Raw genomic sequence first — 14414 nt, forward strand, 5'->3', positions numbered from 1 at the left:
AATATACGGGCTGATTATTCATTTTCTCATTGCTGCAGCGCAAGAAATACCGATATGGTGCGAATCGACACATTGCAGACATATGAATTCGGACTATTGTTCCGAAAAAAAGCGATACATGATTTAATCGCCGCAACGCAACGCCCGACGCCGGCGCGCATCGGCGCCCCCCACCAGGAGAGACGCATGGACGTCCGCCAGAATATCCATCCCGATCACGCAAAAACGCTCGACACCGCCGGCATGCGCAAGCAGTTCCTGGTCGAGCAGGTTTTCGACCGCGACGGCTTGCGCTTTACGTACAGCCACATCGACCGCATCATGGTCGGCGGCGCATGGCCGCAAACGCAGCCCGTGGAAATCCCGCCGGCGCTGGGCAAGGAAATCGGCGTCGGATATTTGCTCGAACGCCGCGAACTGGGCGCGATCAATATCGGCGGCCCGGGGTGGGTCGAGGTGGACGGCGCCCGCCACGCCGTGGGCAGCGAGCAGGCCATCTATATCGGCCAGGGCGCCCGCTCGGTGACCTTCGGCAGCGCAGACCCGTCGCGCCCCGCCAAGTTCTACCTGAACTGCGCGCCGGCGCACACCGCCTATCCGACCCGCGTCGTCACGCTGGAGCAGGCCGTCTCCGACACGCTGGGCGCCGCTGCCCACAGCAACCGCCGCACGATCCACAAATTCTTTGTCCCCGAAGTGCTGCCCACCTGCCAGCTCTCCATGGGCATGACGCGGCTCGAGCCCGGCAATCTGTGGAACACCATGCCCTGCCATACGCACGAGCGCCGCATGGAGGTGTATTTCTATTTCAATCTGCCCGCCGATGCCGCCGTCTTCCATATGGTCGGCGAACCCACCGAAACGCGGCACATCCTGGTCCACAATGAACAGGCGGTGATCACGCCGAGCTGGTCCATCCACTCCGGCGTGGGCACCCACGCCTACACCTTCATCTGGGGCATGGTCGGCGAAAACCAGACATACAGCGACATGGACCACATCGCGACCGCGGACCTGCGCTGACGAGGCGCCGAGCAGACACCATGAACGCAAGCCTATTCGATCTGAACGGCAAGGTCGCGGTGGTCACCGGCTGCAATACCGGCCTGGGCGCGGCCATTGCCCTGGCGCTGGCGCGGGCCGGCTGCGACGTCGCCGGCGTCAACCGCAGCGCGCCGGACAAGACAGGCGCGCAGGTGCGGGCCGCCGGGCGACGCTATCTCGACCTGCGCGCCGACCTCTCGAGCACGGCGCCCATTCCCGGCATCGTGCGCGACACGGTGCAGGCATACGGACGCATCGACATTCTGGTCAACAACGCCGGCATCATCCGCCGCAACGACGCCCTGGACTTCACCGAAGAGGACTGGGACGCGGTGCTGGACGTCAACCTCAAGAGCGTGTTCTTTCTTTCGCAGGCCGTGGCGCGACAGTTCATCGCGCAGGACGGCCCCGGCAAGATCATCAACATCGCCTCGATGCTGTCGTTCCAGGGCGGCATCCGGGTGCCCTCTTATACCGCCGCCAAAAGCGGCGTGCTGGGCCTGACGCGCCTGCTGGCCAACGAGTGGGCCGCGCGCGGCATCAATGTCAATGCCATTGCGCCGGGCTATATCGAGACGAACAACACCGCCGCGCTGCGCGAGGACGCGCGCCGCAACCGGGACATACTCGAACGCATTCCGGCAGGCCGCTGGGGCGTGCCGGGCGATCTCGCGGGGCCTGCCGTGTTCCTGGCTTCGGCCGCGTCCGATTATTTGCACGGCCACACGCTGGCAGTGGACGGCGGCTGGCTGGCCCGCTGAACATGACCCTACAATGCGCACCATGGGTACGCCTTCCAAACATTCAGATCAGGCCGGCACGGGTGCAGATTCCGTGGCGTCGGTCGGCAAGACTTTCGCCATTCTGGACGCAATAGGCCAGAGCGGCCCAGTCGGCATCAGCGATCTGGCGCAGCGGCTGAACATGTCCAAGACCACAGTGCACCGGCTGCTGCAGACACTGCGGGGACTGGGCTACGTGGAGCAGGAAAGTGACACCGAACGCTATCGCCTGACCATCAGGCTGTTCGAGCTCGGCGCGCAGGCCCTGGAAAACGTCGACCTGGTGCGCGAAGCGGACAAAGACATGCGCCAGATCGCACAGCAGACCCGCGAAACCGTGCACCTGGGCGCCTTCGACGAAGACAGCATCATCTACATCCACAAGATCGACGCCGATTACGGCCTGCGCATGCAGTCGCGCATAGGCCGGCGCAATCCGCTCTACAGCACGGCGATCGGCAAGGTGCTGCTGGCCTGGCGCAGCCCCGAGCAGGCGCGCGACATTCTCTCGCACGTCGAATTCAAGAAACTGACCGCAAGAACGCTGACCTCGGCCGACGCGGTGCTTAGCATTCTGCCCAGCGTGCGCCAGCAGGGTTACGGCGAAGACGACGAGGAGCAGGAAGAAGGCCTGCGCTGCCTGGCCGTACCTATTTTCGACCGCCTGGGCTTCGTCGCCGCGGGACTGTCGATCTCGTTCCCTTCCATACGATGCGGCGCGGACACCAGAACGCTCTACATCGAAATGCTCAAGCGCGCCGGCGCCGCCGTCTCGGCTCGGCTGGGCTATCGATCCGAGCAGGCGCCGACGCGCATACAATAGGCGCACTTCTACAAGAACGACCCGGCCGCCTGCCGGGCGGCATTTTCCACCGAAGCGAAACACTCATGGGATTCGAACAACTCGCCGCCCTGCGCGATCAGCTTGCGGCCGAGCGCGCCGCGCGCGATGGCCACGGCAAGAATACGCAAGACAGGCCGGCCAAGACCGGCAAGAACGACGCCGACAAACCACGCGCCGACAAACCGGCTCAAGCCCGCAAGGACGACCGGTCCGAAGGCAAGCCGCGACGCGCGCAGGACGAGGCGCGCAAGAAGCCGCAAGGTCACAAGCGCCCTGCGCCGCAAGGCAAGCCGCAGCAGCCGGAAACGCCGCGCGATCCTTTGCTGGTGGCCATCGGCCGCCTGCAGCACGCCTTCCCCAAGGCCTTCCCCAAGAAACCGGCTCCGCGCGTGGCGCTCAAACTGGGCATCGTGGAAGATCTCTACGCCCACGCAGCCAAGCTGCACCTGAGCGAAGAAGAGATCAAGGCCGCCATCGCCACCTGGTGCAGCGTGGGCCGCTACTGGGCCGCGCTGAGCAAGGACGCGGTGCGGGTCGACCTGAACGGCGAGCCTGCCGGCACCGTGACGGCCGCCGAGGCCGGCCATGCCAGCTTCCTGGCGCGCCAGCAGCGCAAGAAGGCGCAGGCTGCGGCGAAAGCGGAAACGCCGGCTGTGCCGCAAGATGCCGCAACGACTGACGCCGCCGCACCCGTCGCGGATTCTTCGGCCCAGGCTCCTGAGGCGGCTGAGATGACGGTCGCCTCTTCTACCGCGGCTCAAGCCGGCGACGCTGCTGGTTCGGGTTCTTAAGCCGCCGAGGCTGCCCTGCGCAAATCCGATGCTCGCCGCTTGCGCGGCCGCGGTTGGCCGCCCACCGGGCGAGCATCGGAATTCCCGCAGTCCTGTCGCCGGCGTTTTAAGTACTCAAAAAAACAACCGGCGCAACAAAAAACAAATCACCCGAAACGACCCGTGATGTAGTCTTCGGTTTCCTTGCGCTTGGGCTTGACGAAGATCTGGTCAGTGGCGCCGAACTCCATCAGCTCGCCCATGTACATATAGGCCGTGTAGTCCGAGCAGCGCGCGGCCTGCTGCATGTTGTGAGTCACGATAACCACGGTGTACTCGCCCTTGAGCTCGGCGATGAGCTCCTCGATCTTGGCGGTGGAGATCGGATCCAGCGCCGAGCAGGGTTCGTCCAGAAGCAGCACTTCGGGCTTGATCGCCACGCCGCGCGCGATGCACAGACGCTGCTGCTGGCCGCCCGACAGGCCGCTGCCGCTTTGATGCAGCTTGTCCTTCACTTCGTTCCACAGCGCGGCTTTGGTCAGCGCCCATTCGACGCGCTCTTCCATCTCGCCCTTGCTGAGCTTCTCGAACAGGCGCACGCCGAATGCGATGTTGTCGTAGATGCTCATGGGAAACGGCGTGGGCTTCTGGAACACCATGCCGACCTTGGCGCGGATCAGCGCGATATCGGTGCTGGTGGTGAGCAGGTTCTCGCCGTCGAGCATGATTTCGCCCTCGGCGCGCTGACCGGGATAGAGCTCGAACATGCGGTTGAAGGTGCGCAACAGCGTCGATTTTCCGCAGCCCGACGGGCCGATAAAGGCCGTGACCTTGTTCTCGCGTATCGACATGTTCACATTGCGGATCGCGTGGAAATTGCCGTAGTAGAAGTTCAGATTCTTGACTTCCAGCTTGGAGGGGGCTTGGCTTGAACTGGGATGTTCCATTTCGATTCCGGAAAAGAGGAGCAACGGGCGACGGGGGCCGGATGCCTCAGACGTTCGGTCTGCTGAACAGGGCGCGGGCCACAATGTTGACCACCAGCACCAGCAGCGTGATCAACAAGGCGCCGGCCCAGGCCAGGCGCTGCCAATCGTCGTACGGACTCATGGCGTATTGATAGATGGTCATGGGTAGGTTGGCCATGGGCGCGTTCATGTTCCAGGTCATGAACTGGCTATTGAGCGCAGTGAACACCAGCGGCGCGGTTTCGCCGACGATGCGGGCGATGGCCAGGAGCACGCCGGTCACGATGCCCGAGCGGGCCGCTCGATAGCACACCAAGGTGATCATCTTCCACTCGGGGCAGCCCAGGGCCGCGCAGGCTTCGCGCAGGCTGTTGGGCACGAGCTTGAGCATGTCGTCGGTGGTGCGCACCACCACCGGAACCACCAGCACCGACAGAACCACCGCTCCGGCCCAGCCGGAGAAGTGCTTGGCCTGGGCCACGTAGACGGTGTAGATGAACAGGCCCACGACAATGGACGGCGCCGACAGCAGCACGTCGTTGATGAAACGCGTGGCGGGAGCGAGCCAGCCGCGCCGGCCGTATTCCGCCAGGTAGGTGCCGGCCATGATGCCCACGGGCGTGCCGATGAGCGTGCCCACTCCCGCCATCAAGCCGCTGCCCACGATCGCGTTGATCAGACCGCCCGGCGAGCCCGGCGGCGGGGTCACTTGCGTGAACAGCGTGTAGGAGAGCTGGCCGCCGCCCTTGTACAGCAGCGTGGCAATGATCCAGAACAGCCAGAACAGGCCGAACAGAACCGCCAGGAACGACAGGGTCAGCATGACCTTGTTGACCCGCCTGCGGCGCCGGTAGATGGGGTTATTCATGCCGAGAGTGGACATGCTCAGCTCCGCGTGCCTTCACCCTTGGCCAGGCGCAGCAACAGCAGCTTGGACAGGGCCAGGACGATGGTGGTGATGAGGAACAGGATCAGGCCGAGCTCGATCAGCGCCGACCGGTGCGTGGCATTGCTGGCTTCGGCGAACTGGTTGGCCAGTGCCGAGGCGATCGAGTTGCCGGGCTGGAACAGGGAACCGAGCCGGAAGGCGTTGCCGATGACGAAAGTGACCGCCATGGTTTCGCCCAGCGCGCGGCCCAGGCCCAGCATGATGCCGCCGATCACGCCGATGCGCGTGTAGGGCAGCACCACCTTGTACATGACCTCCCAGGTCGTTCCGCCCAGCCCGTAGGCGGACTCTTTCAGCAGGGAGGGCACGAGTTCGAACACGTCGCGCATGACGGCGGTGATGAAGGGAATGATCATCACCGAAAGAATGCCGCCTGCCGTGAACACGCCGATGCCGAAGGCCGGCCCCTTGAACATGAAGCCGATGCCGGGAATGGGGCTCAGCGCATGGATGAGATAGGGCTCGACGTAGCGCTGGAACAGCGGGGCGAAAATGAACAGGCCCCACATGCCGTAAATGATGGAGGGAATGGCGGCCAGCATCTCGATCGCAATGCCCAGCGGGCGGCGCAGCCAGGTCGGCGACAGTTCGGTGAGGAACATGGCGATGCCGAACGAGACGGGCACGGCGATGACGAGCGCGACGATGGAGGTGGCCAGCGTGCCGTAGATGGGCACCAGGGCGCCGAACTGGCTGTTCACCGGATCCCAGTCGTTGGTCCAGAGAAAAGACAGGCCGTATTTGTGCAGAGTGGTCGTGCTGCCGAGAGCCAGCGAGATCAGGATCGCCAGCAGCAGGCAGAACACGGCGAAGGCAAAGAAGCGCGTCGCGTTGCGAAACAGCGTATCTGCGAACGCATACTTGGGCTTTTTCATGGGGGGAGATTTCCCGACGGTGACATCCGCGGGAAGATTTACCCGCGTTCCGCCCGGCATATTATCAAGTACCGCACTCATCAGCTTCCCTTTCGCTAGACGGCACAAGGGCGGACCGATGGCCCGCCCCCGCGCCGTTTACTCAAGACATTCCACGATCCGCAATTACTTGGCGGTGTAGACGGGTTTGCCCGAGGTGTCCTTGATCTGTTCCCACGACTTGTGGATCTTGGCGACCACGCTGTCGGGCAGCGGCACGTAGATGAGGGACTCGGCGTCCTTCTTGCCCTTGGTGTAGCCGTAGTCGAAGAACTTCAGGACTTCGGCGCCATTGGCGGGCTTGTCCTGCACCTTCTGCACCAGCACGTAGGTGGCCACGGTCAGGGGCCAGGAGTTGTCGCCCGGCTCGTCAACCAGCACCACGCCCATGCCCGGCTCGGCATCCCAGTTGGCGTTCGCAGCGGCGGCCGTGAAGGTCTCCAGCGTCGGCTGGACATACTTGCCGGCCTTGTTCGCGACCAGACCGTAGGTCAGGTGGTTGGTGGTGGAGTAGGCGATTTCGACATAGCCGATGGCGCCCTGGAACTGCTTGACCAGGTTGGACACGCCTTCATTGCCCTTGCCGCCCTGACCCACGGGCCACTTCACGTCGGTGCCGAAGCCGATCTTGCTCTTCCAGTCGGCCGAAACGTCGGACAGGTAGCTCGTGTAGTTGAACGAGGTGCCCGAAGCGTCGGAACGGTAGATGGGCAGAATGTCCTGGTGGGGCAGCTTGACGCCGGGGTTCAGCGCGGCAATCGCCTTGTCGTCCCACGAGGTGATCTTGCCCATGTAGATGTCGGCAAGCACGGCGCCGGTGAACTTCAGTTCAGCCGGCTTGATGCCGGGCAGGTTGACGACGGGCACAATGCCGCCGACCACGCCGGGGAACTGGATCAGGTTGTTCTTGTCGAGTTCGGCACCGCTCAGGGCCATGTCCGACGCACCGAAATCCACGGTCTTGGATTCGATCTGCTTGATGCCGGCGCCCGAACCGATCGATTGATAGTTCACGGCGGAGCCGGTAGCGGCCTTGAAGCCGACAGCCCACTTGGCGTAAACGGGGTAGGCAAAGGAGGAGCCGGCGCCGGTGATGTCGGTAGCCTGGGCCGAGAAAACGGCGGCGCTCAGGGCAACGCCGAGGGTGACTTGCTTGAAAACACGCGTGAACATCGTGGATTCCTTATAAGTTGGAAGGATGCGGGCAGTTCGATTCCGCTGAAAGCCTAGGCATCTTAGAAGCCCCGAGTGACAAGAATATGACAGTCACAAAAGAAAAAACCCGGGGAAAACACCCGGGAATCTCTCTTTAACCCATTGAAATTTAAGAAATATTTAAGCCTTGCCTTGCCCTAGTTTTTCAATCAGGCAGTCATGTAAGCCGAAAGGTTGGCGCTGGTTGACGGCGCGAACGTAGGCGCCGTCCGGCTGCAGCCGCCAGGCGCGCTGGTTGTCTCGCAGGGCGTAGGTGAAGGCTTCGGCGATGACCCGTCGCTTGAGCGTCTTGTCGTACACGGGAAAGGCCACCTCGACCCGGCGGAAGAAATTGCGGTCCATCCAGTCGGCCGAGGACAAATAGACCGTTTCCTCGCCGTCGGCGTGAAAGTAGAAGACCCGCGAGTGCTCCAGAAAGCGCCCGACGATGGAGCGGACCCTGATGTTCTCGGACAGACCCTTGACCCCCGCGCGCAGCGCACACACGCCGCGCACGATGAGGTCGACCGTCACGCCCGCCTGGCTGGCCAGATAGAGCTCTTCGATAATCTGCTCTTCGAGCAGAGAGTTCATCTTGGCCATGATATGGGCCTTGCGGCCGGCCCGCGCAGCCTGCGCTTCGGCGCGGATCAGCTCGATCATGCCGGCATGCAGCGTGAACGGCGACTGCAGCAAAGACTTGAGCTCGCGCCGCGCGCCCAGGCCGGTAAGCTGCGCGAACACCTTGTCCATGTCTTCGCACAGGCGCGGATCGGCCGTCAGCAGACCGAAATCGGTGTAAAGACGCGCCGTGCGGGGGTGGTAGTTGCCGGTGCCCAGGTGCGCGTAGCGGCGCAGCCGCCCGTCTTCGCGGCGCAGCACCAGGGCCATCTTGGCATGGGTCTTGTGCGCAACCACGCCGTAGACCACGTGCGCCCCCACTTCTTCCAGGCGCGCCGCCCAGTTCATATTGGTTTGTTCGTCAAAGCGCGCCATCAGCTCCACCACCACCGTCACCTCTTTGCCGGCGCGGGCTGCGGCCAGCAGGATCTGCATCAGCTCGGAATCCTCGCCGGTGCGGTAGATGGTCTGCTTGATGGCCATGACGTCGGGGTCGACCGCCGCCGCCGTGAGAAAGTCGATGACCGGCTGGAAGGACTGATAGGGGTGATGCAACAGGCGGTCGCGTTCGGCGATGGCGGCGAAAAGCTCGGCCGGCTTGCCCTGCGTCTTGTCGAAAGGCGGGGGCACCGGCGCGTGATAAGTCGGGAACAACAGGTCGGGCCGCGTGTTGGTGTTGCACAGCTGCATCAGGCGCGACAGGTTTACCGGGCCCGGCATGTGATAGGTGTCGGCCTGCGTCAGCGAAAACTCGCGCTGCAGGTACTGCTCGAGTTCGGCCGGCATGACCCAGTCCAGCTCCAGCCTCACGGCCGAACCGAAATTGCGCTGCGACAGCTCCCCCTGCAGGGCCAGCCGCAAATTGGTGACTTCTTCCTCGTCGACGAACAGGTCGCTGTTGCGCGTCACGCGCCATTGATAGCAGCCGTGGATCGTCAGGCCGGGAAAAAGATCGCCCACGAAAGCCCGCAGGAACGAGGTGAGCAGAATGTAGCCTTCGGGGTGGCCCGACAGCTCGGGCGGCATGCGGATCAGCCGCGGCAACGCGCGCGGCGCCTGCACCACGGCGATCGAGGCCGCCCGCCCGAACGCATCGGCTCCCGACAAAGACACGATGAAGTTCAGGCTTTTGTTGTAGACGCGCGGAAACGGATGCGCCGGATCGAGCCCGATGGGCGTGAGCAGCGGCATGACTTCACGCGTGAACACCTCGTGCGCCCACTGCTGCTGCGCCTCGTTCCATTCGGAGGCATGGTGCAGAACGATGCCTTCGGCCTGCAGGCCCGGCAGAATCTGCTCGTTGAGGACGCGGTACTGATGTTCGACCAGAGCATGGGCCTTGGCCTGCACTCGGTCGAAGGCTTCGTCGGGCGTCATGCCGTCCGGGCCGACCGCGCCCGGCGTCAGGCGCTGCTGCTCTTTGAGGCTGGAGATGCGAATCTCGAAGAATTCGTCCAGATTGGCGCTGACGATGCAGACATAGCGCAGGCGTTCCAGAAGCGGCACCTCGGGGTGCTCGGCCATGGACAGGACCCGCTCGTTGAACTTGAGCAACGACAGTTCGCGGTTGAACAACCGGGGTTCGACCCCGGCTCGTGCCATGGTTGCCGATTCCTGCATGGTTTTTTCGAGTTCGCGTTGTTTCATGATTTATGAGGATAACCAAGCACACACCAAGCCGCCAGTCGGAGCCGGCTCTCTATAATCGCGTCCGACACTCATCATTGCCGATACGCCACATGGATCATCTTCTGGCTGCCGTGGACCTGGGGTCCAACAGCTTTCGCCTCTCTATCGGACGCGTCGTCCAGCAAAACGGCGTCGAACAGATCTACCAGATCGACCGACTCAAGGAGACCGTGCGCCTGGCCGCGGGCCTGCGGCCGGACAAGCAGCTCGACGGCCCCGCCATCGAACGCGCCATCGCCGTGCTCGAGCGTTTCGGCGAGCGGCTGCGCAGTTTCGCGCCCGACCGGGTGCGGGCCGTGGCCACCAATACCTTCCGCGTGGCGCGCAACACCGCCGACTTCCTGCCCGATGCCGAAGCGGCCCTGGGCTTTCCCGTCGACGTGATCGCCGGCCGCGAAGAGGCCCGCCTCATCTACCTGGGCGTGATGCACACCCTGCCGCCGTCGGACGATCGCCGGCTGGTAATCGATATCGGCGGCGGCTCCACCGAGGTCATCATCGGCCGCGGCTTCGAGCCCAGCTTGCTGAACTCGCTCTACATGGGCTGCGTGAGCTATAGCCGGCAATTCTTCGGCGACGGGCTGGTGGACGCCCACCGCATGAAGCAGGCCGAGATGGCGGCGCGCCGCGAGATCGAAGTGATCTCCAAACAGTACCGCAAGATGGGCTGGAAGGCTGCCTATGGCTCCTCCGGCACGGCCAAGGCGCTTTACGCCATTCTCGGCGAGTGCGCATTTTCTTCGGGCGGCATCACCCGCACCGGCATGAACAAGCTCAAAGAGCGCATCATCCGCGCAGGCCGCGTGATTCCCGAAGAACTGCCCGGCATCAAGCCGGACCGCTCCGACGTGCTGCCCGGCGGCCTGGCCATCATGATCGCGCTCTTCGACGAACTGAACATCGACGTCATGCAGACAGGCGACGGCGCCCTGCGGCTGGGCGTGCTCTACGACCTGCTGGGCCGCCACGACCGGCACGACAAGCGCGACGAAACGGTGCAGCAGTTCATGAAGCGCTATCACGTCGACGCGCGCCAGGCACGCCGCGTACGTGAAACGGCGCTGGCCTTCTTCGACTCCGTCCTGCCCGGCGACAAGGAAGAGAACGCCGATTTGCGCCGCGCACTGGGCTGGGCGGCCGATCTGCACGAGGTCGGCCTGACCATCACCCACAACGGCTATCACCGCCACACGGCCTATGTGCTGCAGAACGCCGACATGCCCGGTTTCTCGCGCGCGGATCAGCAGCTGATCGCCCTGCTCGCTCTTGCGCACCAGGGCAAGCTGGGCAAGGTCGAGGGACTGGTGCGCGGCCGCGCGCAATGGCTGGCCATACTCAGCCTGCGCCTGGCCGTGCTGCTGCTGCGCCGACGACAGGACATGCCGCAATTGCCGCTCTCGGTATCGGTCAAGGGCGCGTCCATCGTGGTAAAGGTGCAAGCCAGGTGGCTGGCCGGCCATCCGCTGAGCGACTTCACCTTGCGCGCAGAAGACTCGGAATGGCGCAAGGTCGGCTTTGCGTTCGACCTGATCGAAAACTGATCGGCGCGGCCGGCCCGCCGCGCCGCAGGCAGGCCGTGCAGCGCCTACGCGCGTTCCAGGCCGAAGTGGCGGCGATAACGGCTGTCCATGCGGTCGGTGGACAACAGCACAGGAAAATCCGCCGCGTTGAAGTCGGGGTCCCAGGCCGGTTCGCCGCATACTCTCGCCCCCAGCTTGAGATAGCCCTTGATGAGCGGCGGCACGCGCGCAGGCAGCATGCTGTCCAGATGTTCGACGGGATAACGATGCAGCGGCTGGACGCGAGGCACGCCCGGATCCCGCAGGTGCCCGGATACCGTGCGCCAGACCTCGGCCGCGGTCACGCCGCCGTCGCGCAAGCTGACGCTGGCGCAACCCAGCAGGTGGCGATAGCCGCCGCGGCGCAGAAACTCGGCCAGGCCCGACCACAGCAGCATGATGGCCGCCCCGCCGCGGTAGTCGGCGTGTGTGCATGAGCGCCCCACTTCGACCAGTTGCCTGCGCAAACCGCCCAGCGCGGAAAGATCGAATTCCGATTCCGAGTAATAACCGCCCGCTTTGCGCGCGTTTTCGGGGGTGAGGATGCGGTAAGTGCCGACCACGCGCTTGGTGTCCAGCTCGCGCACCATCAGGTGCTCGCACCATGGATCGAAGCGATCCTGGTCCAGGCCGTCTTCCGAACCCGGGAAGACCGCGCCCATGTCCTCGGTGAACACGCTGTAGCGCAGGCGCTGAATCTGTTCGACTTCTTCCTGCGTAAGCGCCAGGCCTACCGCCAGACCGCGCGTATTGGCGTTGGCCCAGGCTTGATTGCCTTCGGCCGGGGTATCGATGCGAGCAAACTCGAGCATTGGGCAGAACTCCTCTCATGGACGCCAGTTTGCAAGCGCGTCATGTCAGTCATCTGACTGATTCATTACAAGGCAGTGAATTCTGCGTTCAATACTCGGGGTTTTGCTTTGCTTTAAGCGGACAAGGCGTCAGCCAAACGGCGCGCGCTGGATTGGGCCAAGGCCTCGTCCTGCGCCTCGACCATGAGGCGCAGCTTGGGCTCGGTGCCTGAAGCCCGGATCAGCACCCGCCCCCTGCCGGCCAGCTCGGCCTCGACCGCGTCGCGGGCGGCGGCCAGCCCGGCATGCGATTGCCAATCCTGGCCGGGCTTGAGCGGCACGTTGATCATGACCTGCGGGAACATGCGCAGATCGCCCACCCATTGAGCCAGCGGCATGCCGCCGCGGCGCAAGGCTGTCAGCACCTGCAGCGCAGCGATGGTGCCGTCGCCCGTGGTGTGCTGGTCCAGGCAGAGCAGATGACCCGAGTTTTCGCCGCCGTAGAGCCAGCCGCGCTCGTTCAGCATTTCGAGCACGTAGCGATCGCCCACCTTGGCGCGCGCAAAAGGAACGCCCAGCTCTTTCAGGCGCAGCTCCAGGCCGTAGTTGGTCATCAGGGTGCCGGCCACGCCGGCCACCGGACCCGCCGCCATGCGCGAGCGCACGATGGCGTAGAGCAGTTCGTCGCCGTCGTAAACACGCCCCGCGCCGTCGACCATCACCAGACGGTCGGCATCGCCGTCCAGGGCGATGCCCAGGTCGGCGCGCTGCCTGACAACCTCTTGCACCAAGGCCTGCGGGTGCATCGCGCCCACGTCTTTGTTGATGTTGAACCCGTCGGGCGAGGCGCCGATGACGTGCACTTCGGCGCCCAATTCCCGGAACACGTGGGGTGCCGTGTTGTAGGCTGCGCCGTGGGCCGCGTCGACCACCAGGCGCATACCGGACAGGTCCAGGTCATTGGGAAACGTGCTCTTGCAAAATTCGATGTAGCGGCCCTGGGCGTCGTCCAGCCGGCGCGCGCGCCCCAGCTCGCCGGAGCTCACGCAGCCCAGCGGGTTGTCGAGCTCGGCTTCGATGCGCAGCTCGACCTCGTCCGGCAGTTTCATGCCTTCGGACGAGAAGACTTTGATGCCGTTGTCGTGGTAGGGGTTGTGCGAGGCGCTGATGACGATGCCTGCCGTCAGTCGCAGCGCGCGGGTCAGATAGGCCACAGCCGGCGTAGGAATGGGGCCGGCCAGCACGATGTCCACGCCCGCGGCGGCCAGGCCCGCTTCCAGCGCCGACTCGATCATGTAGCCGGAGATGCGCGTGTCCTTGCCGATGAGCACCTTTGCGCGCCCCGAGCGATTGCCGTGTGCAACGGCCAGCACGCGGCCGGCGGCATAGCCCAGGCGCAGCGCAAAGCCGGCGTTGATCACAGGGCCCCCGACCTCGCCGCGCACCCCGTCGGTGCCGAAATATTTGCGTTGCTGACTCATGCGGATAATCCTTTTTCTACTGCGCGCCATACCTTGAGCGCGTCTACCGTTGCCGCCACATCGTGCACCCGCACGATGGCGGCGCCGCGCGCCGCGCAGGCCAGCGCACCCGCCAGGCTGCCCGCCAGACGTTCATGCACCGGCCGGCCCGTGGCCGCGCCTATCATGGACTTGCGCGACAGGCCGACGAGCAGAGGATACCCATGGGCGTCCAGTTCGTGCAGCCTGCGCAATAGTTCGTAATTCTGGTTTTGCGTCTTGCCGAAACCGAAGCCCGGATCGAGCACGATGCGCCGCGCGTCCACGCCCGCCTCGCGCAGGCGCCGGGCCTGCCTGCCCAGAAAGCCCCCCACCTCGCCCAGCAGATCATCGTAATGCGGCGCATCCTGCATGGTGCGCGGTTCGCCCTGCATATGCATCGCGCAAAGCCCGCAGTTCGATCCGACCACGGCCTCGATGGCTTGCGGCTGAGTAAAGCCGTAGATGTCGTTGATCATGTCGGCGCCGGCGTCGAGCACGGCCTGCATGACCTCGGCCTTGCAGGTGTCGACGGACAAGGGAGCGCCGCAATCGCGCAGCGCCTCGATCACCGGAAGCAGGCGGCGCAGTTCTTCATCGGCATCCACGGCCCGCGAACCGGGACGCGTGGATTCGCCGCCCAGATCGAGAATGTCGGCTCCCTCGGACAGCAGTCGGCGCGCGTGGGCAATTGCCGCGTCCGGCGCGTCATGCGCTCCGCCGTCGGAAAAAGAATCCGGCGTGAGGTTGACGATGCCCATGACAAGCGGGCGCTCGAGCATCAGCTCGA

Annotated in this window: 13 protein-coding genes; 5 read left to right on the top strand and 8 right to left on the bottom strand. The window is 64.4% G+C overall.

The genetic code is table 11. The features are described 5' to 3' along the window. Positions 1-186 precede the first annotated feature (186 nt). From kduI to ACTHJ1_RS12230, 4 genes are all read left to right on the top strand, one after another. Complete coding sequence (gene kduI / locus ACTHJ1_RS12215) at positions 187-1023, top strand: 5-dehydro-4-deoxy-D-glucuronate isomerase (protein WP_440192690.1); 837 nt, start codon at positions 187-189, stop codon at positions 1021-1023. 20 nt (positions 1024-1043) lie between these two features. Then, positions 1044-1805 (top strand): 2-dehydro-3-deoxy-D-gluconate 5-dehydrogenase KduD, encoded by a 762-nt coding sequence (gene kduD, locus ACTHJ1_RS12220; protein WP_440192693.1) that lies wholly within the window; start codon positions 1044-1046, stop codon positions 1803-1805. A 22-nt stretch (positions 1806-1827) separates the two neighbouring features. Further along, complete coding sequence (gene kdgR / locus ACTHJ1_RS12225) at positions 1828-2649, top strand: DNA-binding transcriptional regulator KdgR (protein WP_440192696.1); 822 nt, start codon at positions 1828-1830, stop codon at positions 2647-2649. Positions 2650-2714: 65 nt separating this feature from the next. Continuing rightward, the gene (locus ACTHJ1_RS12230; RefSeq protein ID WP_440192699.1) at positions 2715-3461 is read left to right on the top strand and encodes a ProQ/FinO family protein; all 747 of its coding nucleotides are present in this window, start codon (positions 2715-2717) and stop codon (positions 3459-3461) included. A 146-nt stretch (positions 3462-3607) separates the two neighbouring features. Here the strand turns inward: ACTHJ1_RS12230 and pstB are convergent, their stop codons facing one another. From pstB to ppk1, 5 genes are all read right to left on the bottom strand, one after another. Continuing rightward, positions 3608-4387, bottom strand: a complete 780-nt coding sequence (gene pstB, locus ACTHJ1_RS12235) for a phosphate ABC transporter ATP-binding protein PstB (protein ID WP_440192702.1) — start codon at positions 4385-4387, stop codon at positions 3608-3610. 46 nt (positions 4388-4433) lie between these two features. After that, positions 4434-5291 carry a phosphate ABC transporter permease PstA gene (gene pstA / locus ACTHJ1_RS12240; RefSeq protein WP_440192705.1) on the bottom strand — a complete coding sequence of 286 codons (858 nt, stop codon included), beginning with the start codon at positions 5289-5291 and terminating at the stop codon, positions 4434-4436. 2 nt (positions 5292-5293) lie between these two features. After that, positions 5294-6313 (bottom strand): phosphate ABC transporter permease subunit PstC, encoded by a 1020-nt coding sequence (pstC, locus tag ACTHJ1_RS12245; RefSeq protein WP_440192708.1) that lies wholly within the window; start codon positions 6311-6313, stop codon positions 5294-5296. 84 nt (positions 6314-6397) lie between these two features. Next, on the bottom strand, positions 6398-7444 hold the full coding sequence (gene pstS, locus ACTHJ1_RS12250; RefSeq protein WP_440192711.1) for a phosphate ABC transporter substrate-binding protein PstS: 1047 nt from the start codon (positions 7442-7444) through the stop codon (positions 6398-6400). Between the two features lie 162 nt (positions 7445-7606). Continuing rightward, entirely contained in the window at positions 7607-9706 is a 2100-nt protein-coding gene (ppk1, locus tag ACTHJ1_RS12255) for a polyphosphate kinase 1 (RefSeq protein WP_440192790.1), read from the bottom strand. Between the two features lie 119 nt (positions 9707-9825). Between ppk1 and ppx the strand changes: the two genes are divergently transcribed. Continuing rightward, positions 9826-11316, top strand: coding sequence for an exopolyphosphatase (ppx, locus tag ACTHJ1_RS12260; RefSeq protein WP_440192714.1), 1491 nt, complete (start codon positions 9826-9828; stop codon positions 11314-11316). Positions 11317-11360: 44 nt separating this feature from the next. Here ppx and ACTHJ1_RS12265 read toward each other — a convergent pair whose 3' ends face one another. From ACTHJ1_RS12265 to folP, 3 genes are all read right to left on the bottom strand, one after another. After that, positions 11361-12146, bottom strand: coding sequence for a GNAT family N-acetyltransferase (locus ACTHJ1_RS12265; protein ID WP_440192716.1), 786 nt, complete (start codon positions 12144-12146; stop codon positions 11361-11363). A gap of 113 nt (positions 12147-12259) precedes the next feature. Further along, a complete protein-coding gene (gene glmM / locus ACTHJ1_RS12270; RefSeq protein WP_440192719.1) occupies positions 12260-13606 on the bottom strand; it encodes a phosphoglucosamine mutase in 1347 nt (448 codons plus the stop codon). After that, a complete protein-coding gene (folP, locus tag ACTHJ1_RS12275) occupies positions 13603-14406 on the bottom strand; it encodes a dihydropteroate synthase (protein WP_440192792.1) in 804 nt (267 codons plus the stop codon). The genes glmM and folP overlap by 4 nt, the downstream gene beginning before the upstream one ends. Positions 14407-14414 lie beyond the last annotated feature (8 nt).

It is taken from the genome of Bordetella sp. (assembly GCF_051960075.1).
Lineage (GTDB): Bacteria > Pseudomonadota > Gammaproteobacteria > Burkholderiales > Burkholderiaceae_B > Bordetella.

Excerpts from the sequence above, each read along its gene's own strand:
- pstC (WP_440192708.1), bottom strand. The coding sequence starts at position 6,313 with ATGAGTGCGGTACTTGATAATATGCCGGGCGGAACGCGGGTAAATCTT.
- pstB (WP_440192702.1), bottom strand. The coding sequence starts at position 4,387 with ATGGAACATCCCAGTTCAAGCCAAGCCCCCTCCAAGCTGGAAGTCAAG.
- kduD (WP_440192693.1), top strand. The coding sequence starts at position 1,044 with ATGAACGCAAGCCTATTCGATCTGAACGGCAAGGTCGCGGTGGTCACC.
- kduI (WP_440192690.1), top strand. The coding sequence starts at position 187 with ATGGACGTCCGCCAGAATATCCATCCCGATCACGCAAAAACGCTCGAC.
- glmM (WP_440192719.1), bottom strand. The coding sequence starts at position 13,606 with ATGAGTCAGCAACGCAAATATTTCGGCACCGACGGGGTGCGCGGCGAG.
- ppx (WP_440192714.1), top strand. The coding sequence starts at position 9,826 with ATGGATCATCTTCTGGCTGCCGTGGACCTGGGGTCCAACAGCTTTCGC.
- kdgR (WP_440192696.1), top strand. The coding sequence starts at position 1,828 with ATGGGTACGCCTTCCAAACATTCAGATCAGGCCGGCACGGGTGCAGAT.
- ppk1 (WP_440192790.1), bottom strand. The coding sequence starts at position 9,706 with ATGCAGGAATCGGCAACCATGGCACGAGCCGGGGTCGAACCCCGGTTG.
- ACTHJ1_RS12265 (WP_440192716.1), bottom strand. The coding sequence starts at position 12,146 with ATGCTCGAGTTTGCTCGCATCGATACCCCGGCCGAAGGCAATCAAGCC.
- folP (WP_440192792.1), bottom strand. The coding sequence starts at position 14,406 with ATGCTCGAGCGCCCGCTTGTCATGGGCATCGTCAACCTCACGCCGGAT.
- pstS (WP_440192711.1), bottom strand. The coding sequence starts at position 7,444 with ATGTTCACGCGTGTTTTCAAGCAAGTCACCCTCGGCGTTGCCCTGAGC.
- ACTHJ1_RS12230 (WP_440192699.1), top strand. The coding sequence starts at position 2,715 with ATGGGATTCGAACAACTCGCCGCCCTGCGCGATCAGCTTGCGGCCGAG.
- pstA (WP_440192705.1), bottom strand. The coding sequence starts at position 5,291 with ATGTCCACTCTCGGCATGAATAACCCCATCTACCGGCGCCGCAGGCGG.